Here is an 18316-nt window from a genome sequence, read left to right as displayed (position 1 = left end):
CGGTCGGGTCAGCCGGCGTGCTGGGCGATCTGGATGAGGTTGCCGCAGGTGTCGTCGAGCACGGCCGTGGTCACCTGACCCATGTCGGCGGGCTCCTGGGTGAAGCGCACGCCGAGGCCGCACAGCCGCTCGTACTCGGACTTGATGTCGTCGACGGCGAATGAGGTGAACGGGATGCCGTCGGCGACCAGCGCCTCCTTGAACGGCGGCACCGCCGGGTGGACGCCGGGTTCGAGCAGCAGCTCGGTGCCGTCCGGGTCCTGCGGGGACACCACGGTCAGCCACCGGTGCTCGCCCACCGGGACGTCGTGCTTCTTCACGAAGCCCAGCACGTCTGTGTAGAAGCGCAGCGCCTTCTCCTGGTCGTCGACGAGCACACTCGTCATGTTGATTCTCATATCGGTCCCCTTCCGTCCGCGTCGGCGCCGCTCTCCGGGCGGCCGGCGTCCTGCTCGGGCTTCTTGAGCCACCGCTCGATGATCGGTTCGAGCGGGCTGGTGTTGATGTAGTGGAACTTGTACCGGCCTTCGCGCCTGGTCTCGACCAGGCCGGCGGCCTCCAGAACGTCAAGGTGCTGAGAGACCGCCTGCCGCGACGAACCGAGCTGGTGCTTGCTCGTCAGGCGGGCACAGATCTCGAAGAGCGTCTGGCCGTTCCGATCGGTCAGCTCGTCGAGAATGATCCGCCGCGTGCGGTCGGCCAGGGCCTTGAAGACATCTCCCACGAGCGAGAACGATACGCAAGCAGCGACTTGCCTGTCAAGATAGGTCGAGGTAGGGGGGTATCGGGGCCACGGGTCGGTCAGGGCTTGCGGGCGACCACGCCGTACTGTGCCACCGGCTCGGGAGGGCCGAACGGCGACTCCTCGGCCCGCCACAGCGAGCACGACGTGAGACCGGGTTCGAGCAGCTCCAGCCCGTCGAAGAAGCTCATCAGCACGTCCTTGCCGCGCATGACGATCTGCGGGGTGGCGTGGGCGTTGTAGAACTCCAGCGCCTTGGCGTTGGACCCGCCGCCGATGTCCATCGTGGGATGGGTGAGCGCCAGGTGGCTGCCCGACGGCAGCGCCTCCAGCAGGCGTTTCACGATCCGCCGCGCCTCGCCGGTGTCCTGGATGAAGTTCACGACGCCGAGCAGCATGAGCACCACCGGCTGGGAGAAGTCCAGCGTCCGCTCGGCTTCCCGCAGGATGGTGTCCGGATCGTGCAGGTCGGCGTCGATGTACTCGGTCACGCCTTCCTTGGTGCCGGTGAGCAGGGCACGCGCGTGTACGAGCACCAGGGGGTCGTTGTCCACGTAGACGATCCGCGCCCGGGGATTGACCCGCTGGGCGACCTGGTGGGTGTTCTCCGCGGTGGGCAGGCCGGTCCCGATGTCGAGGAACTGCCACATGCCGGCCTCGCCGGCCAGATGGTGCACGGCACGTCCCAGGAACTCCCGGTCGGCCCGGGCCACGTCCACGATGGAGGGGAACATGTCGCGGACCTGATCACCCACCTCGCGGTCGGCCGGGAAGTTGTCCTTTCCGCCCAGCCAGTAGTTCCACACGCGCGCGTTGTGCGCGACGTCGGGTTTGAACTCCCGCTGCGATGCCTCAGCCACGACTCACCTCGTGCCCGCCGTCCTTCGTCCGTCGTCTGTCCCGCCGGCCGTCATGGCGCGGCAGCCGTTGGGGCGGCGTCCTCCCCGTACGGCCGTAGGCGCGGACGAACCGGATACGAGCGACGTGCCCTGCCTCGGCAGGGTAGCGACAAGCGGTGATCTATGTCGATTCGTGACCAACTGCCGCTGTTTCCCATCGCAAGTCGCGGCTGTCAGGCCCTGACTCCCTTTGAGGCGGCCATCCCGCTGCCACCGCCTCGGCCCGCCCGTCGGAGGCGGCCCGACGGCAGAGGCGGGCCGGAGGTCGGGCGGTCGGGCGGTCGGTCGGGCGGTCGGGCGGTCGGGCGGTCGGGCGGTCGGTCGGCCGGTCGGGCGGGGCAGGACGTCGGCGGGGGCCAGGGCTCCGGCGCGTCAGAGCTTTCGCCCCACCCCGCAGATCGCCGCCAGCCCCGCCATGCGATCCAGCGCCGGAACCGACTCGTCCGGACGCCAGTCCGTCAGCGGCACCACGCCGGGAGGCACGAGTTCGAGCCCGTCCAGGAACTCGGCGATCCGCTCCGGCGAGCGCAGCACCGCGCCGGTCCCCGAGGCGCTGTAGAAGCGCGCCGCCTCCCGGAGCTGCGGGGTGTCGCCGATGTGGCTGATAACCAGGTACGACCCCGACGGCATCGCGTCCATCACCGTACGGACGGTGCGATGGGCGTCCTCGTCCGGCATGAAGTGCAGCATCGCCAGCATCATCACCGCGACGGGCCGATCGAGGCCCACCAGCGCGTCCACCTCCGCCAGAATCGGCTCCGGATGGTAGAGGTCGCCTCCCACCACGTGCGTGTTGCCGGTCGTGGCCAGCAGCGCCCGCGCGTGCGCGAGTGCCACCGGGTCATTGTCGACATAGACGACCTCGGCCTCCGGACGCGCCTTCTGGGCCACCTCGTGGACGTTCTCCATCGTCGGCAGACCCGCTCCCAGGTCCAGGAAGCGCCCGATGCCGGCTTCACCGGCCAGGAACCGCACCACGCGGCCCAGGAACAACCGGTTGTGATAGGCCATCAACGGCATCTCGGGCACGACGGCCTTGACCCGGTCACCCATCTCCCGATCGGCCGCGAAGTTGTCCTTTCCGCCCAACCAGTAGTCATAGACGCGAGCGATGCTCGGAACGTTCGGGTCGACACCACTGGGGGGCTTCACATCGTGATCCATGGTCATGACGTTAACGCCCCTGGCGCGCGACCGTAACCGTCACGGTCAGATCTCGTCGGCCTTGATCGAACCGCCGGTGGCGTGGTCGCGCAGCATTCCTTCGAGCTGCCGGGCCTGCCTGATGAACTCGCCGAGCCGGTCCGCCTCCGCGAGCAGCTGCTGCGGCGTGCGGGCGTCCTCCACCCTGCGGTCGTAGGGACGGCGCTCGTCGTAGGAGAACGGGTACACCTCGGCGCCGAAGGCATCGGCCAGCTCCATGCGGAGAACCTGCCGTTCGTAGGCCTGGACCAGTGGCTTCCAGTCGTCGCGGACCATGAGCGCGAGCTCCCACTGGCCCGGCCCCGGTTCGAAGAGGCCGAGCTGCCAGGCGTTGTCGAACAGCTGCCGGGCGCGCGGCGACAGCTCCTCGCGGAAGGGCGCGAACTCGGGGATGTCTTCGGCGGCGGGACAGTCGTCGCGGAGCCGCTCCACATAGGGGTCCCCGGCCTCCTCCGCTGCGGCGAGCCGGGGGGCGCGTTCGGCGAGCCAGGTCCGGTACGTGAGTTCCTCGTGCCTAGGGCACGGGTCGAGCCGCAGATCTCCGCGAACTTCGCAGGTGCACTCGGTGGCGACGGTCACGTGGGGGTCCTTTCACGATCACGCAAAGAGGAGCCGAATCGGGCGATCGTGCACTGCCCCGCATTTAGCGGTTTTCACATCACATTTCATGCTTCCGAGGACATCTTCCACAGCAGCGTGCCGAGGACACCGCCTTCCCACGCGACGAGGGCAGCACCGTCACCACCATCACCTTTCGACCACGCGACCACCGGGCACAGGCCCCGCCCCCGCTGCCCGCGCCCGGACCTCCAGCGGCCGTGCCCACGTCACCGCCGACAGGCCGCGTCCTGCGCCTCCACCGGGCCGCGCCCACGTCACCTCCGACAGGCCGCGTCCGGGGGTCTCCCACCGGGCCGCGCCCGCTTCACCGCCGACAGGCCGCGTCCGGGGTCTCCACCTGGCCGCGCCCGCGTCACTTCCGGCGGGCCTGGTTCGTCTCGCGGACGACCGCCCAGGCGTCCGCGACCGGGCCCAGGTGCCGGAGCTTGTCGGGGTTGATCACCGCGCGGATCGTCTGGATCTGCCCGTCGAGGATGTCGAGCGTCAAGGTGTTGACGACCTTGCCGTCCCGGTCGCGGAAGATCGCGCCCGGCTGGCCGTTCACCTGGTGGGGCTCCACCACGCCGCCGATCCGGACGAACGGCGCGACGAACGTGGCCAGGGTCCGGGCCACCTTCTCGGCCCCGAAGACGCCCTTGCCCCACAGCGGAGCCTTGCCGCCGCTGTCGCCGACCATCCGCACATCGGCGGCGAGCAGGTCCCGCAGCCCGTCCACGTCCCCGTCCCGGAAGGCGCCGAAGAATCGCCCGGCGAGCTCCTCCCGCTCCCGGCGATCCGCCTCGAACCGAGCGCTCCCCGCGTCCATGTGGCGGCGGGCCCGCACCGCGAGCTGGCGGCAGGCGGCCTCCGACCTGCCCACCGCCGAGGCGACCTCGCCGAAGCCGAACCCGAACACCTCCCGCAGCACGAACACCGCCCGCTCCAGCGGGCTGAGCCGCTCCAGCAGCAGCAGGGCCGCCATCGACACCGAGTCGGCCAGCTCCGCCGACCGCTCCGGGTCCTCGTACGGGTCGGCCAGCAGCGGCTCGGGGAACCACTGCCCGGCGTACTCCTCGCGCCGGACGCGGGCCGAGCGCAGCACGTCGATCGCGATCCGGGACACCGTGGCCGACAGGAACGCCTTGACCGACTCCGGCCGGGTCGGGGAAGCCTCGTAACGCAGCCAGGTCTCCTGGACCGCGTCCTCGGCCTCGCTCACGCTGCCGAGAATCCGGTAGGCGATCGAGAACAGCAGCGGCCGCAGCTCTTCGAACTCCGCGGCCCGGCTCACCCCGCCACCCCGGCCCCGCGGGCTACGGACATGCGCATGACCATCAACATCCCTCCGACCTCAGTGTCCGCCTCCACTACCCGAGACGAGACAGCGGGGCCGCCTGTGACATGCGGGCCCATGTCACAGAACGGCGGGGCCGTCTCGTCCCGGGGGAGACAGACTCACTTCTGACAGGAGCTTGGTCATGAACGAGCACACCACCCACCAGAAGGTGGCCTTGATCACCGGGGCGAACAAGGGCATCGGCCGCGCGACCGCCGAGCAGCTCGCCGCGCTGGGCATGACGGTGTTGATGGGCGCCAGGAACCCCGGGCGCGGCGAGGAGGCCGCCGCGGCGGTGCGGGCGGCGGGCGGCGACGCGTACGCGGTCACCCTGGACGTCACCGACCCGGCCACCGTCCAGCGGGCCGCAGGGTGGGCCGAGGAGCGCTTCGGCCACCTTGACGTGCTGGTCAACAATGCCGGCATCAGCGGCTCCGGCCAGGTCAGGCCCCAGGACGCCCGCGACCAGATCCCGAGCTCCGTCGACCTGGACATGGTCCGGGCGGTGTTCGAGACCAACGTCTTCGGGGTGATCGCGGTGACCAACGCCATGCTCCCGCTGCTGCGGCGGTCGCCGGCACCGCGCATCGTCAATCTCAGCAGCGCCGCCGGGTCACTCACCGTCAACAGCATCCCGGACGGCCCGCTGGCGTCGCTGCCGGCGTCGGCCGCGTACTCACCCTCCAAGAGCGCGCTCAACGCGCTGACCGTGCAGTACGCCAACGAGCTGCGCAAGGACGGCATCCTGGTCAACGCCGCCGACCCCGGCTTCGTGGACACCGACATCAACCACCACACCGGCTACCTCACCACCGCGCAGGGCGCCGCGATCGTGGTGCGCCTGGCGACCCTCGGCGCGGACGGGCCGACCGGCGGGTTCTTCGGCGAGGGCGGCCCGGTGCCCTGGTAACGGTCACCCGAGCCACGTCCCACGCCGCTGAGACGTTGTCGCCGGCGGCGAGCGTCACCGCCGCCGCCGGCGTCGGCGGTTACGCGGGTGATCATGCCGCGTCACGCCCGCCGTTGATCGCCCAGGAGCCGTCGGAGCCGTCAGAGCCCGAGGTCGTCCAGTTCCTTCAGCAGCGCGGACCTGGAGCCGTCCTGCGGCGAGGCGGGAGCCGGCCGACGGCGGCGGCGGTCGCGGAACACCCAGCCACCCAGCACGCCGGCGAGAAACCCGAACAAATGCGCCTGCCAGCCGATGCCCTCCTGCGGCAACAGCCCGGTGAACTGGTAGGCGAAGCACAGGGCCATCACGACGCCGACCACGATGTCGATCAGGTGCCGGTCGAACGCGCCGCGCACCAGTACGTAGCCGAAGTAGCCGAAGACGACCCCGCTGGCGCCCGCGCCCACGCTCCCCGCGCCGGCGGTGAACCACGCGCCGAGCCCGCTGACCACGACGATCAGTGCCGTCACGCTGAAGAACTTCGCGACGCCCCGATAGGCGGACAGGAATCCGAAGATGAACAGCGGCCCGGAGTTGCCCTCGATGTGCTCCCAGCTCCAGTGCAGGAAGGGTGCCGACACGATGTCGGGCAGGCTGGCGAGATCCCAGGAACGCAGGCCGTACTCGTAGCTCAGCGAGTAGCCCGACGCCCAGTTGGGGATCTGCAGGACCCAGATGACGGCCAGGAAGCCCACCATCACCCAGAACGCCTTGCGAGCCTCAGCGATCATGATCTCAGCCGTCTGGCCCCTGGCCTCCACCCGGTTCCTCCCTGGTCTCCGCGCCTCGTGCGCGGACCCAGTATTGGGGCGAAAGGTAACAAATCAAGCCTTGTCACGGGCTGTTCACGCAGGCGGGGCCCGCCTAGGGCCACCGCAGGGTGCCTCCCTTGATCAGCGGTGCGTTGTTGGTCTCGGTCCACTCCTTGTGGTCCTTCAGATCCTGGATGCAGATCTCGTTCGCCGCCTTGATCAGCACCCGGGGCGCCACCCGTGACACGTACGAGGAGACCCGGGCCGTGTTGCTCCGGACGGTCGAGCGCACGTCCGTGATCGACACCTCGATGTCCGGCGCGTCCGGAAAGGTGCCTCGCAGGATGAAGACCCCGCCGCCCTTGGCGAACATCGGCCGGCCGACCGGCGCGCCGCCCCGCAGGAACCCCGCCCCGTTACCGGTGATCCGCGATGCCGGGCCGATCGAGACCCGGATCGCCCGCACCTCGAAGACCTCCCGCAGGATCGCGGTCCACATGTCCGGCACCCCGCCCATGTCGCCCTCGGTGTCGGCGTACACCAGCACGCCCCCACCCGGGTGATCACTGGTGAGATTGCCCAGCGGGCGCGACCCCACCGTGGTGCCGGTCAGGGTGAGATCGCCGTTGCGGACGGAGATGCCACCGCCGCCAGGGGTCGAGATCGGCTCGGGCGGCTTGGCGGGTCTGGTGATGGTGACACCGCCGACGACGATGCTGGAGGCGGGCCTGCCCTTCGACATGGCCACCCCCGGACGCGTGCCACACACATTGCGGTCCACGACGCAGTCGGTGATGGTCCCGGCCGAGCCCATCGTCAGCCGGGCCCCTCCGCCCGCACCCGGCGCGCTGTTGCGCTCGAACCGGCACCCGCTGACCGAGATGCGTGACATCACCGAGCAGTAGAGGCCGCCGCCGTCGTCCCCGCACTCGTTACCGGTGATGCGGCCGCCCTTGACGGTGATCGACCGGGTCCGCGCGGCCTTGATCTCCGGCTCGTTCCAGGCGTCCCACCGCGCCAGGGCGAGCGCGGTCGTGGAGAATACGTAGAAGAGCTGCTTGACCAGTTGTTCCGGGTCCCGGTAGCCGTTGATGAGGAACAGGGCCAGCCGCCGTACGTTGTCGGTGATGACGGGCGGCTGGGTGGGATCGGCGAGCCAGACGGCGAACCGCATCAGGTCGATCGGGCCGGGCAGCCCGGCCGAAGCCAGCCGCGCCCGCACCTCGGCCGCCTTCCCGCGCAGGAACATGATCAGTTCCAGCTCGCTCAGGTCGCGGGTCAGCTTGCCCGGCAGGCAGATCTCGGCGCCGATCCCGCCGCCGTCCAACCGCCCGCGCGCCCCGCTGCGATTGCCGTCGATCCAGCAGTTGTCCACCGTCGGCCAGCCATAGCCGACGACGGCCACCCCCGATCCCCGCCCCTCGGCACGGTTGCCCTGGATACGGCAGTTGCGCAGAGTGAGGCTGGACCAGACGGCCGCGACCCCGCCGCCGAACGCCTGGCCGGCCAGCCACATGATCGGATGCCCTGGCGGGATCAACCCGTCGAACTCCGCACTGATCATCGTCTTGAGCGCCGCCCGGTCGAACAGCGGGATCGCCGGAACCCGCCCCGGCAGGTTCGCGATCAGTATGTTCGCGAGCTTGATCAGATTGTTCAGCGCCGCCTCGGCGGAGGCCGGGACGAGCACGTCCACCAGATCCACCAGATCCTGCCGCAGTGCCCGCCGGTCAGGCTCCGGCCACGCGCGGAAGGGCGCGCACTCGGTCTGGCAGCCGGTGACCACACAACGCTCGATCCGCACGTCATCGGCGTCGACCACCGCGATCCCGCCACCGGCCCCCAACGCCGGGTCCGGGCCACCCGGCCGGTGCACCGCGTGTCCTTGCACGACCCGCAGGCCGCTGATCACGACCGGGCCGAGCTTGTGATCAGGCTTCCCGGACACCCGTAAGACCCGCTGCCGGGCCCGCGGCGCGGGGGCGAGGGCGGGCAGCAACCGGGGGTCGAACCGAGGGTCGCTAGGGTCGGCGTTCGGATGACCCTGGAGGTACGCGCTGGTGAGGGTCAGCGGCCGATCGATGACCAGCTCACCCTCGGCATAGGTGGCCGCGTCCAGGATCACGATCGTGTCCCCGTCGGACGCGGCCCTCAGGGCGGCGCCCACGGAGCGGGCGGCCTTGGCCGGCGTGTCGAACTGCCCGCTCCTGACGCCCCTCGTGGCGTGCACATACCGGGTGGTCGCCATGGGATCAGTACAGCCGCCCGGCCGCCGTACCGTCCCCGCCCGCCGCGGCGACTCGCGACGCCATGGGGACCGGGGCCGTCACAGCTGCTGCCCCGTCTTCGGGTCGTACTGAACCTCGACCGCCACGACCTGGTCGGTCGGCAGCACCTCGATCCACTGGTCGAAGACCGCGTACGGGTCCGCCGGGCGGAAACCACCGTCCAGCGGGTCGAACCCGTTCTCGAAGACCTCCTCCGTGGAGAGGGTGTTGGCGATCAGCGTGTTCGACCGCTGCAACTGCGCGGCCAGGAGATCCAGCACCTCCCCGACCTTCTTGCCCCGGTATTCCTCCGGATCGCCCTCGTGGAACTGGTAGTCAAGGCCGAGCGCCGCCTCCCCTTCGACATCCGCGTTCCTGAGCCATTCGAGCGCGGCGGTCTCCCGGCCGGGCCGCACCGGCAGCACCGCCTTGGCCCAGGCGGCGTTCAGGAACTCGTTACGGCGTACGTCGCCGTCGATCTGGATCAGCCAGCCCAGCGAACTGCCGAGGGGGGCGGGCTGCGTCTCCTCCGTGATGAGGTAGTCCACCCGCCACTCGTCACTGGCCTGACCTTGCGGATCGATCGCGTTGGTCTTGTCGGTATGCGAATACCAGCTGACCACCGTCCGGTCTTTCAGAATCCCCGGGTCCGGCGCCGGGAACTTGCCGAGGCTGTCCTTCGTGGGCAGCGGAACGGGCGGCGGAGAACCCGGCGGGGGCGGCGTCACATTCCGGGGCCGCCAATAGTCCGGCGCGACGAAATACAGCATCTCGTCCACGTCGAAGATCTGCCGCAGCAGCTCCGACCCCAGGTACGGGTCCGTGAAAAGCTCGAACGGCTTGAGTTTCTGGATCAGGCTCCCGTAGATCGTCTGACGTTCCTCGTCACGCAGATCCTGCGACGGCCGCGGCCGCATCGACGCGACCAGGGCGAGCCGATCACGGAAGGCCGCGGCGTAGGCGGTGCGCTGCAACTCGGCCACCTCGTCCTGGTAGACTCGCAGCTCCGCCTTGTAACGCTCGTGGGCGTCGTTCGTCTGTGGTGGCTCCCACTGCACCTCGAACGTCAGGCCGATCGGGCTGAGATCCCCCGAATTGAAGAACTTGGCGAACACCGCGAAACTCGCCCCGTCCGCGGCCGGCCGGATCAGATCCGCGACGAACGACCGCCCCGGCGCCACCGCGACCAACCGCGCGCCCTTCAGCTTGTATCCCTGCTCGGGCGGCGGTGGAGTGAAATCCATCCGCGCCACCGCGTGAATGCCATTGTCGTGGTTGGTGATCCCCTCGGCATCCGCGGGGAAATGGTGCACGAACTCCATGTTCACCTCCGGCGGATTCTCCGTGTCCGGCTTCTTCCGGACCGGGAACCCGCCGGTGAACTCCGTCGTCTTCGCTTCGAGCGGCGGTGGCGCCTCCGGCTTGCGCAGCGATGACAGATCCGGCGCCTGGACGATGTGCACCAGGTCTCCCAGACCCAGTGTCCGGCCCGGCACGGGAATGTAGACCTGCCAGCACAACCGCGCGCCGATGTTCTGCAATTGCACACCGACCTTGCGCATCTTGCGCCGCAGCTCGTAATTGACCAGCTTGTCGGTGGTGTTCTGCACGACATAACGGCGGCTCGACAGGTCGGTGGTCTCCGTCACCGTCTTGAACGTGGTCTTGAAGTTGCGCTTGATCTCACTGGCCACTTTCGCACTCTGCGTACGCGAGTGCTTGTGCGTCTCCTCCGACGACTGCTTGACCGTGGATTGCAGGCCGAAACTCGCGCTCGCCTCCGCGTGATAGATCCCGACATTGGCGCCCCCCGACGCGCTCACGCCGAGCTTGGTGTCGTTGGCGTTCTCCTCCTTGACCGCGTTGGCGAGATCGTCCTGCTCCGTCAGGGACTCCTCGACCTTGCGCGAGGTCTCCTCGAACTGCTCGACCGTCTTCTCGACCAGCGTCCGCCGCGTAGTCGTCTCCACCAGTTCGACCGTCCCGCCGGGGCTCAGCCACAGATGCCCGGCCGGGGACCCGAGGAAGGTGTCGAACTCGAAGAAGTACTGGCGGAAGAGATGCACCAGCCCGACCGGCGACAGAATCCCCGAGGTCACCGCCTCGAATCGCGCGGCCAGCGCGGCCAGGGCCGCGTCGTCCAGCGTGCGCGCGGCGGCGCCGGAGAACGAGTCACGGGCCAGGTCCGCCAGGGCCCCGTCGCCGGCGGCCCGGGCGGCACGCATCGAGGTCTGCAAGCCGTACCATCCGGCGAGCGGCTGGTAGATGCCGAACAGCTCGCTCGCGTACGGCAACATGCCGGCGAACTCCGCCGGTGGACGCCCCTGGAACACCCGCGGCCCGTGCACCGGCGCCTTCACCATCTGTACCGGGGCCTGCGGTCCGCCCGGGACGGCCGCGAACGGCAGCGAGACGGGAGACTGACCGCTCACCAGCCTGACAAGGAGCGTCTCGGCGGTGGACTCGGCGGCCGGAGCGACGAACGAGATGGTCAGCGAGCCGGCCTGGCTGGTGACCCGGCCAACGTACTGGCGGGAGGCGTTATCCTCGCGGAGCAGGAACATGTTGGCGAGCGCCGGAATGTTGGGGAAGGCGTCGGGGTTTTTGATGTCCATATCGCGCGGCAGGCCGAGGGCGATCCGCTGGTTCGACGGGATCTCCCCGGGCGGAGAGGCGTCGATCTTGTAGGACCAGATCCGATACCCAGGGTCCCCACCGGGGATCGGCGTTTTGCCGGTTAATGTGATAGTGATCGCCATGATGCCCCCTCCGCTGGATGGCCGGATAACTGACCATCGGTAATCAGAATCCGACCTGAGGTAATAGTCGTCAAGCATCAATAACGGCCGGGCAAATTGCGACTTTCCAGCTTTCTGCCCCCTTTTGACCACCCAGGGACGGCGTTTTCAGGACATTCTTGGAGCACGTTGAGGCTGACCCGCCGAGGCGGAAGGAGCCGTGGGGAACAGGGAGCGGAAGTTGTGCACCGCCGGGTTCTGGTCGCCGGTGCGCCAGGTCAGGTCGAGCGTGACGATCCTGGTCGGCGGGGACAGCGGGCGGAAGGCCACGTCGCCCCGCCGCAGCCGGGCCACCGACTCGGGCACGATCGACACGCCGATCCCCGCGGCCACCAGACCCACGATGGTCTGCATCTGCACGGCCTCCTGGACGACCCTGGGTTCGTACCCGGCCGCCCTGGCCACGGCGGTGATCTGGTCGTGCAGCGCGGGCCCGTAACGTCGCGGGAACATCACGAACGGCTCGCCGGCGAGCGCCGCGGGCGGCAGCGACGTACGGGCCGCGAGGGGATGGTCGGCGGGCAGGGCGGCGAGCAGCAACTCGCGTGCCACGGTCTGCGTGCTGAGCACCTCGGCGGCGAGCCCGGCCAGCGGCGCGTGCAGCAGGCCGACGTCGAGCAGCCCCTGCCGCAGGTCCTCGGCCTGCTGCGCGGTGGGCGACTCGCGCAGCTCGACCTGCACCCCGGGGTAGCGGGCGCGGAAACGGCGCAGCACCCTGGGCAGCGTGACGTTGGTCGCCGACCCCACGAACCCGATCACCAGCCGTCCGGCCTCCCCCCTGCCCGCCCGCCTGGCCGCCTCCGCGGCGCGCTCGGCGTGGGCGAGACTCGTACGGGCCTCGGCGACGAACGCCTGGCCCGCCGGGGTGAGTCGTACGTGCCTGGTCGTGCGCTCGAACAACCGCACGCCCAGCTCTTCCTCCAGCTTGCCGATCTGCTGGCTGAACGGCGGCTGCCGCACCCCTTCCCGCAGGGCGGCCCGGCCGAAGTTCAGCTCCTCGGCGAGCGCCACGGCATAGCGAAGCTGCTGGAGATTCATACGCTCGTTATATCAATCTCCGCCTTCTTATCTCTGAATCACGATATGTCCGGTAGGCATGCAACAGCCGGGTCCCGCTGTGCGTCCTGGGGGAAACAAGAGGGGAAGGCGGCGGAGTTGGAGCAGTCCACGAGTTTCACCGAGTTCGTACAGATCCGCGGACCCGCGTTGCTGCGCTACGGGCTGGTGCTGACCGGCAACCCCTACGATGCCGCGGATCTCGCCCAGGAGGCGCTGCTCAGGCTCAGTAACTCCTGGTCGCGGGTGCGTAAGAAGCATGACCCGGAGGGGTTCGTCCGCATCACCATGGCGCGGCTGCACATCAGCGTCTGGCGCCGGCGCCGTCGGGAGCACCTGGTCGCCCAGGCGCCGGACAAGGGGGTCGCCGACGCCGACATCGCCCGCTTCGACGGCGAGCCGGGGTTGTGGCACCTGGTCACCGGGTTACCGCCGCGCCAGCGCGCCGTCATCGTCCTGCGCTACTACTGCGACCTGTCGGACGAGGAGATCGCGCAGGCCCTGGGCGTGTCCAAGGGCACGGTGCGCAGCCAGGCGGCACGCGCGCTCGACAAGCTCCAAACCGCATGGAACCACGACGACCACGTGGGAGACAGTGATGTTCGACGATGACCTGTCCAGGACGCTCAAGGCGGTCGCCCGAACGGCCCAGCCCAGCGACCTGCTCACAGGGGTGGCCAGGTTGCGCCGCCGCAGGCGCCGCCGTACGGGGGCGGTGCTCGCCGCCGCGGCCGTCGCCGTCGTCGTGGCGGTCGTCACCGTGCTGGTACGGCCCGTCACCTCGGCCCCGATGCCCGCCACGACCCCCACTCCCACGTCCACGGATCTGGCGGGCATGGTGACCTCGGCGACCGTACGGCTCCCGGCCCGCTCCCCGGACGGCCTGGAGTACCAGCCGGTCGCGGCCATCGACGCACGCCGGCTGCTGCTGCTCACCCGACGTGGTTTCGACATGTTCGACGCGGTCACCCGCGAGATCACGCCCGTGGCGGAACTGGGCGGCCGGGGCGAGGTGAGGCAGGTCCGGGCCGACAACCGGCATGTCGTGTGGCTGACCGCCGTAGAGCCGTCACCCGCCGAGCTGAGGACTCCCGGCCACGAGATGATCCCCGATGTGCCGCCCGAGCTGCTGCACACCTACGAGTACTGGACGGTACCGCTGTCCGGCGGCGCGCCGACCAGGCTTCCCCCGACGTCGCCGGGCCTCGCCTTCGAGGTCGCCGGTGACGACATGGTGCTGGTCGACGGGTCCGGTGACGTGAGCCGGGTCCCCCTCACCGGCGGCCCACCGCGAGCCGTCGCCGGCGGGAAGAACGCGGTGGCGCTGGACTGGCCGTGGGCGATCCTCGCGACCGAGCGCGCACTCACCGGAGGGGAACCGGTCGAGGCGCTCAACGTCGAGACCGGCGAGAAGCGTCAGCTGGCCGCGAGCTTGTGCGCGTCAGGGCGTTGCCTGCTCTCCCCGTTGCGGCATTGTTCCGCCGACTGGTGTCTCGGGAGCGACGCGAGGGGGAATCCGGCCGCCATGCGTACGAACGGCTCACAGACGTTGCCACTGCCGGCGGAGGGCGCGGAGCCGCCGGCGTTGAACCGGTTCGCCGTCCTGGACGACGGGCGGTGCCTGTTCGACCTCGCCACCGGAGTGAGCCTCACCCTCCCGCGGGACATCCCGGCCCAGAGCTACGGCGACGGCGGGCGCACACTCCTGGTGAGCAGCGCGGGCGACGACGTCATACAGGTGCTCAACCTCAAGGCGATCACCTGAGAGCAGCAGGTCCGGGAAAGTACCCTTTACTGATGTTCTCGCCTCAAGGCCCGACGCTACGCGAACTGGTCGTCCAGGCGCTCTCCTCGGTCGAGCGCGGCTACGACCTGCTCGCCCCGAAGTTCGAGCACACGCCGTTCCGCACCCCCGACAGGGTGCTCGACGCGACCGCCGACGCGCTGCGCCCGCTCGGGCCGTTCGGGCGGGGGCTGGACGTGTGCTGCGGCACCGGCGCGGGCATGCGGATCCTCCGGCCCCTGTGCCAGGGACGGATCACGGGTGTCGACTTCAGCACCGGCATGCTCGCGCAGGCGCGCCGGACGCACCCGGACGCCGAGTGGGTACGGGCCGACGTCCGGGTCCTGCCCTTCACCGAGGGCTTCGACCTCGCGGTCAGCTTCGGCGCGCTCGGGCACTTCCTGCCCGCGGAACGGCCCGCGCTCTTCGCCGGCGTGTACCGGGCGTTACGGCCCGGCGGGCTCTTCGCCTTCCCGATCGGCGGGCCGCCCCCGGTCACGTCGGCGCAGTACTGGACGCTGCTCGGATTCGACCTGGCCATGCAGGTGCGCAACGCCGTGTGGCGTCCGCCCTTCGTCATGTACTACGGCACCTGCCCGCTGCACGCGGTCCGTACGGACCTGGTGGCGACCGGATTCTCCGTGACGACGGTCCCCCTGACGGCGCTGGGCCGCCGCGAGGACGGCAGTCCCCGGTGCCGGCTCGTCCTCGCCCGCAGAACGTAACCCGTGACGGGGCCGGGTGAACGCGCCCGGCGGAAGACCCCCACCGAAGTGACGCGAATCACCGTCGTCAAGCCCTCATCGCCATCACATTTCCGGGCCCTGTCCAGTCATGTAAGTGAGGCTAGGTTAGGGGGCTCAACATGCATTCATTGCCGGTCAGACGCCGCTCATTTCAGCTTTCCCACTGGTCGTTCATGTTCGCCGAGATCGCCGTCTGGTCGTTCGTCGTTCTGGCGGTGACCGGGGCGGTGCTCATGGTGTTCTACGACCCCGGCATGTCCCAGGTGGCCTACGACGGCTCGTACGGCCCGCTGCGCGGACTCCTCGTCAGCAGGGCCTTCGACTCGACCATGCATCTGAGCCTGGAGGTGCGCGGCGGGCTGCTGATCCGCCAGGTCCACCACTGGGCGGCGCTCGTCTTCGTGGCGGCCGTCGTCCTGCAGCTGCTGCGCATGTTCCTCACCGGCGCGTTCCGCCGCCCGCGCACCCGGCAGTGGCTGATCTGGGTGACGCTGCTGGCCCTGGGCATGGCCGCGGGCGAGACCGGCAACGCGCTGCCGGACGACATGCTGTCGGGCGGGAGCCTGTGGTTGATCTCGTCGGTCGTGCAGTCCATCCCCCTGGTCGGAACGTGGGCGCTGTCGCTGCTGTTCGGCCCGGACTTCCCCGGTGACAGGATCATTCCGGTGTTCTACGGGGGGCACCTGCTGATCGCGGTCGTCATGGCCGGGCTGCTGATCGCCCGTGAGCTGCTGGTGCGGCGGCATGGTCACTCCCGGTTCGTCGCCTCGCTGCCGGCGCGGCGGAGCGCACGCACGCTGATGGCGTCCGCGACGGTCGGCATGCTGATCATCCTCGGGTTCGGCTTCCAGATCGCTCCCATCTGGCTGTACGGGCCGGCCAAGCCGACGCTGAGCTCGGCGGGCTCGGTGCCCGACTGGTACATGGGGTTCCTGGACGGCGCCCTGCGGATCATGCCCGGGTGGGAGCTCACCCTCGGGGACTACACGCTCAGCCTCGCGGTGCTCGTTCCCACGCTGGTGATCCCGGGGGTGTTCTTCACCGCCCTGGCCGCCTACCCGACGGCCGAGCGATTCCTCCGCTCGCGGCGCGGCCGTCGCGACGCCCAGGGCCGGCCCAAGACCACGAGCCGCCTGGCCCGCGAGAGGCACGCGCACGACGTGCTCGACCGGCCCCGCGAGACACCGGTGAAGACGGGCATCGCGGTCGCCGGGGTCACGTTCTACGGCCTGCTGTGGGCGGCCGCGGCCAACGACCACCTCGCCCACCAGTTCCACCTGACCGTCGAGAGCGTGACGGTCTTCTTCAGGTTCGCCGTGGTCATCGGCCCCGTCATCGCGTTCGCCGTCACCCGGTGGATCTGCCTCGCCCTCCAGCAGGCGGAGCACCACGTGGCCGAGCACGGGGTGGAGACCGGGATCATCACGCGCTCCCCGGACGGCGGATTCCACGAACGGCTCGCGCCGGCCCGGGAGGACCGCCGGGAGCCCGCGATCACCTCCGGGAGATGACCGTGAACAGGCCCCAGGTGGTGATCGTCGGAGCCGGGATCGCCGGATACCAGGCAGCTCGTGCCCTCTCGCGCAGGGTGGGGGACGGCGCGGAGATCGTACTGGTCAACCCGACCGGCGTCGCGCTGCGCCCGGAGCTGCTCCCGCAGGTGATGACGGGCGTCCTCAGCCCCGACCGGGTCGGCGTGCCGCTGGCCGGGACGCTGCCGGGTGTGCGGGTGGTGCTCGGCACGGTCGCCCACATCGACACCCACGCCCGGCGCGTCCTCTACGACGGCGGCGTGCTGGACTACGACCGGCTGATCGTCGCGGCGGGAGGCGTGAGCGAGGTCGCCCGGGTCTCCGCGATCTCGGCGCACAGCGTCGGCTTCCACGACGCCGGCCAGGCCCTCCGGCTGCGTGATCACATCCACCGGCAGCTGTTCCAGGCCGCCGCGACAAGCGATCCAGCCGAACGCGCGGCGCACTGCACGTTCGTCGTGCTCGGCGCGGGATACGCCGGCACCGCGGCGGTCGCGGCCGGGCAGGCGCTGTCCCGGGCGATCGCCTGCCGCGACCCGCGGTTGCGCGAGCAGCCGATCCGCTGGATCCTGGCCGATCCCGCGGAGTGGCTGCTGCCTGACATGCCGCACCGCCTGTCCAGGGCCGCGGCGCGGATGCTGCGGTCGCGGGGCGTGGAGGTCCGGACGCGGACCTCGCTCGGCCAGGTCACCTCCCGGGGGCTGCGGCTCACCGACGGCGCGTTCATCGCCACCCGTACGATCGTGTGGAGCTTCGGGGTCCGCCCCGATCCGCTCGTGGCGAACCTCGGGCTGGCGGCCGAGCAGGGCAGGATCAGGGTGGACGAGCACCTCGCCGTGCCGGGCCACCCCGAGATCCACGCCTGCGGCGACGTGGCCGCCGTCCCCGACCTCACCAGGCCGGGCGGGATCATCCCGATGAGCGCGCAGCACGCCCTGCGCCAGGGCAGGCTGGCGGGCGGCAACGTCGCGGCCTCCCTCGGGTACGGCTCGCGCCGGCCGTACCAGCACCGGCTCCACGACTCCCTCGTGCCCTGGTCCGGACGCCGGCACGAGTCGCCTTTCCCGGCAGCGGTCACCCGCTGACGACGGATGGACCGCGTGCCGGCCCGGTGCGCAGGGGCCGGTCGTAGGAAAGCCTTAAGCGATCCGTAAACCGGCCCCGCGAAGCTGTGGGCACAGGTCAAGGGGCACACCAAAGCCCCAGCAAATATGCGGAGGAGTACATCATGGCGAGCAAGCTCGTGGTCGCGGCGTTCCTGTCCCTGGACGGCATCATGCAGGCCCCCGGCGGGCCGGGCGAGGACGACGACCACAACTTCCCCTACAGCGGCTGGCTGGCCCCGCACGTGGACGAGGGCTTCGGCGAGATCATGGGCGGCGTGTTCGCCGAGACGACCGGCATGCTGCTGGGCCACCGGTCCTACGACATCCTGTCCTCGCACTGGCCCCACGTGCCGGACGAGGAGGGCGCCTGGATCAACAACATGCCCAAGTACGTGGCCACCCGCACGCCCATGACGGCCACCTGGCGCAACACCGAGGTGCTGGTCGGCGAGGCCGCCGACACGGTCGCCGAGCTCAAGAAGCGCACCGACGGCGAGATCATCACCCAGGGCAGCAGCAACCTGATCCACACCCTGCAGCAGGCGGA

At 70.1% G+C, this 18316-nt stretch carries 17 protein-coding genes; 7 read left to right on the top strand and 10 right to left on the bottom strand.

Annotated elements, in window-relative coordinates; all coding sequences use genetic code 11:
• Positions 1-8: 8 nt before the first annotated feature.
• The 6 genes from BLS95_RS53185 to BLS95_RS53160 all read right to left on the bottom strand — a co-directional run bounded on the left by BLS95_RS53185 (position 9) and on the right by BLS95_RS53160 (position 4735).
• Positions 9-398, bottom strand: a complete 390-nt coding sequence (locus tag BLS95_RS53185; protein ID WP_090947266.1) for a VOC family protein — start codon at positions 396-398, stop codon at positions 9-11.
• The gene (locus BLS95_RS53180; protein ID WP_090947265.1) at positions 395-724 is read right to left on the bottom strand and encodes an ArsR/SmtB family transcription factor; all 330 of its coding nucleotides are present in this window, start codon (positions 722-724) and stop codon (positions 395-397) included. Before BLS95_RS53180 ends, BLS95_RS53185 begins: the two co-directional genes overlap by 4 nt.
• A 77-nt stretch (positions 725-801) precedes the next feature.
• The gene (locus BLS95_RS53175; protein ID WP_090947264.1) at positions 802-1602 is read right to left on the bottom strand and encodes an SAM-dependent methyltransferase; all 801 of its coding nucleotides are present in this window, start codon (positions 1600-1602) and stop codon (positions 802-804) included.
• A gap of 411 nt (positions 1603-2013) precedes the next feature.
• The gene (locus BLS95_RS53170; protein ID WP_090947276.1) at positions 2014-2805 is read right to left on the bottom strand and encodes an SAM-dependent methyltransferase; all 792 of its coding nucleotides are present in this window, start codon (positions 2803-2805) and stop codon (positions 2014-2016) included.
• A 45-nt stretch (positions 2806-2850) separates the two neighbouring features.
• Positions 2851-3423, bottom strand: coding sequence for a hypothetical protein (locus BLS95_RS53165; RefSeq protein WP_090947263.1), 573 nt, complete (start codon positions 3421-3423; stop codon positions 2851-2853).
• A 394-nt stretch (positions 3424-3817) separates the two neighbouring features.
• On the bottom strand, positions 3818-4735 hold the full coding sequence (locus tag BLS95_RS53160; protein ID WP_090947262.1) for an RNA polymerase sigma-70 factor: 918 nt from the start codon (positions 4733-4735) through the stop codon (positions 3818-3820).
• 187 nt (positions 4736-4922) lie between these two features.
• On the opposite strand from BLS95_RS53160, the gene BLS95_RS53155 reads away from it, so the two are divergent.
• A complete protein-coding gene (locus tag BLS95_RS53155; RefSeq protein ID WP_090947261.1) occupies positions 4923-5690 on the top strand; it encodes an SDR family oxidoreductase in 768 nt (255 codons plus the stop codon).
• 140 nt (positions 5691-5830) lie between these two features.
• On the opposite strand, the gene BLS95_RS53150 is transcribed toward BLS95_RS53155, so the two are convergent.
• From BLS95_RS53150 to BLS95_RS53135, 4 genes are all read right to left on the bottom strand, one after another.
• Positions 5831-6460: a rhomboid family intramembrane serine protease gene (locus BLS95_RS53150; RefSeq protein WP_090947275.1), complete on the bottom strand. Its 630-nt coding sequence runs from the start codon at positions 6458-6460 to the stop codon at positions 5831-5833.
• A gap of 133 nt (positions 6461-6593) precedes the next feature.
• Positions 6594-8729 (bottom strand): right-handed parallel beta-helix repeat-containing protein, encoded by a 2136-nt coding sequence (locus tag BLS95_RS53145; protein ID WP_090947260.1) that lies wholly within the window; start codon positions 8727-8729, stop codon positions 6594-6596.
• A 78-nt stretch (positions 8730-8807) separates the two neighbouring features.
• Positions 8808-11507 carry a hypothetical protein gene (locus BLS95_RS53140; protein ID WP_143044317.1) on the bottom strand — a complete coding sequence of 900 codons (2700 nt, stop codon included), beginning with the start codon at positions 11505-11507 and terminating at the stop codon, positions 8808-8810.
• Positions 11508-11654: 147 nt separating this feature from the next.
• Positions 11655-12584 carry a LysR family transcriptional regulator gene (locus BLS95_RS53135; RefSeq protein ID WP_090947258.1) on the bottom strand — a complete coding sequence of 310 codons (930 nt, stop codon included), beginning with the start codon at positions 12582-12584 and terminating at the stop codon, positions 11655-11657.
• Between the two features lie 117 nt (positions 12585-12701).
• Here BLS95_RS53135 and BLS95_RS53130 point away from each other — a divergent pair, with 117 nt between their 5' ends.
• From BLS95_RS53130 to BLS95_RS53105, 6 genes are all read left to right on the top strand, one after another.
• Complete coding sequence (locus BLS95_RS53130; protein ID WP_245765830.1) at positions 12702-13214, top strand: SigE family RNA polymerase sigma factor; 513 nt, start codon at positions 12702-12704, stop codon at positions 13212-13214.
• Positions 13201-14367 carry a hypothetical protein gene (locus tag BLS95_RS53125; RefSeq protein WP_090947256.1) on the top strand — a complete coding sequence of 389 codons (1167 nt, stop codon included), beginning with the start codon at positions 13201-13203 and terminating at the stop codon, positions 14365-14367. The genes BLS95_RS53130 and BLS95_RS53125 overlap by 14 nt, the downstream gene beginning before the upstream one ends.
• A 32-nt stretch (positions 14368-14399) precedes the next feature.
• Positions 14400-15110 (top strand): class I SAM-dependent DNA methyltransferase, encoded by a 711-nt coding sequence (locus BLS95_RS53120; RefSeq protein WP_090947255.1) that lies wholly within the window; start codon positions 14400-14402, stop codon positions 15108-15110.
• Between the two features lie 194 nt (positions 15111-15304).
• Positions 15305-16642 carry a cytochrome b gene (locus tag BLS95_RS53115; protein WP_176993922.1) on the top strand — a complete coding sequence of 446 codons (1338 nt, stop codon included), beginning with the start codon at positions 15305-15307 and terminating at the stop codon, positions 16640-16642.
• A gap of 2 nt (positions 16643-16644) precedes the next feature.
• A complete protein-coding gene (locus BLS95_RS53110; protein WP_176993921.1) occupies positions 16645-17748 on the top strand; it encodes an NAD(P)/FAD-dependent oxidoreductase in 1104 nt (367 codons plus the stop codon).
• Positions 17749-17891: 143 nt separating this feature from the next.
• On the top strand, positions 17892-18316 hold a 425-nt coding region (locus BLS95_RS53105; protein WP_090947252.1), incomplete at its 3' end, for a dihydrofolate reductase family protein.

Origin of the sequence: Nonomuraea jiangxiensis (assembly GCF_900099965.1) — a bacterium.
GTDB lineage: Bacteria > Actinomycetota > Actinomycetes > Streptosporangiales > Streptosporangiaceae > Nonomuraea > Nonomuraea jiangxiensis.
Note: the sequence above shows the minus strand (reverse complement) of the source record. Positions and strands in the feature narration are given on the sequence as shown.

Bases quoted from the DNA above. Each gene is read 5' to 3' on its own strand.
- BLS95_RS53150 (WP_090947275.1), bottom strand. From the start codon at position 6,460: ATGATCGCTGAGGCTCGCAAGGCGTTCTGGGTGATGGTGGGCTTCCTG.
- BLS95_RS53120 (WP_090947255.1), top strand. From the start codon at position 14,400: ATGTTCTCGCCTCAAGGCCCGACGCTACGCGAACTGGTCGTCCAGGCG.
- BLS95_RS53145 (WP_090947260.1), bottom strand. From the start codon at position 8,729: ATGGCGACCACCCGGTATGTGCACGCCACGAGGGGCGTCAGGAGCGGG.
- BLS95_RS53185 (WP_090947266.1), bottom strand. From the start codon at position 398: ATGAGAATCAACATGACGAGTGTGCTCGTCGACGACCAGGAGAAGGCG.
- BLS95_RS53140 (WP_143044317.1), bottom strand. From the start codon at position 11,507: ATGGCGATCACTATCACATTAACCGGCAAAACGCCGATCCCCGGTGGG.
- BLS95_RS53170 (WP_090947276.1), bottom strand. From the start codon at position 2,805: ATGGATCACGATGTGAAGCCCCCCAGTGGTGTCGACCCGAACGTTCCG.
- BLS95_RS53125 (WP_090947256.1), top strand. From the start codon at position 13,201: ATGTTCGACGATGACCTGTCCAGGACGCTCAAGGCGGTCGCCCGAACG.
- BLS95_RS53155 (WP_090947261.1), top strand. From the start codon at position 4,923: ATGAACGAGCACACCACCCACCAGAAGGTGGCCTTGATCACCGGGGCG.
- BLS95_RS53115 (WP_176993922.1), top strand. From the start codon at position 15,305: ATGTTCGCCGAGATCGCCGTCTGGTCGTTCGTCGTTCTGGCGGTGACC.
- BLS95_RS53135 (WP_090947258.1), bottom strand. From the start codon at position 12,584: ATGAATCTCCAGCAGCTTCGCTATGCCGTGGCGCTCGCCGAGGAGCTG.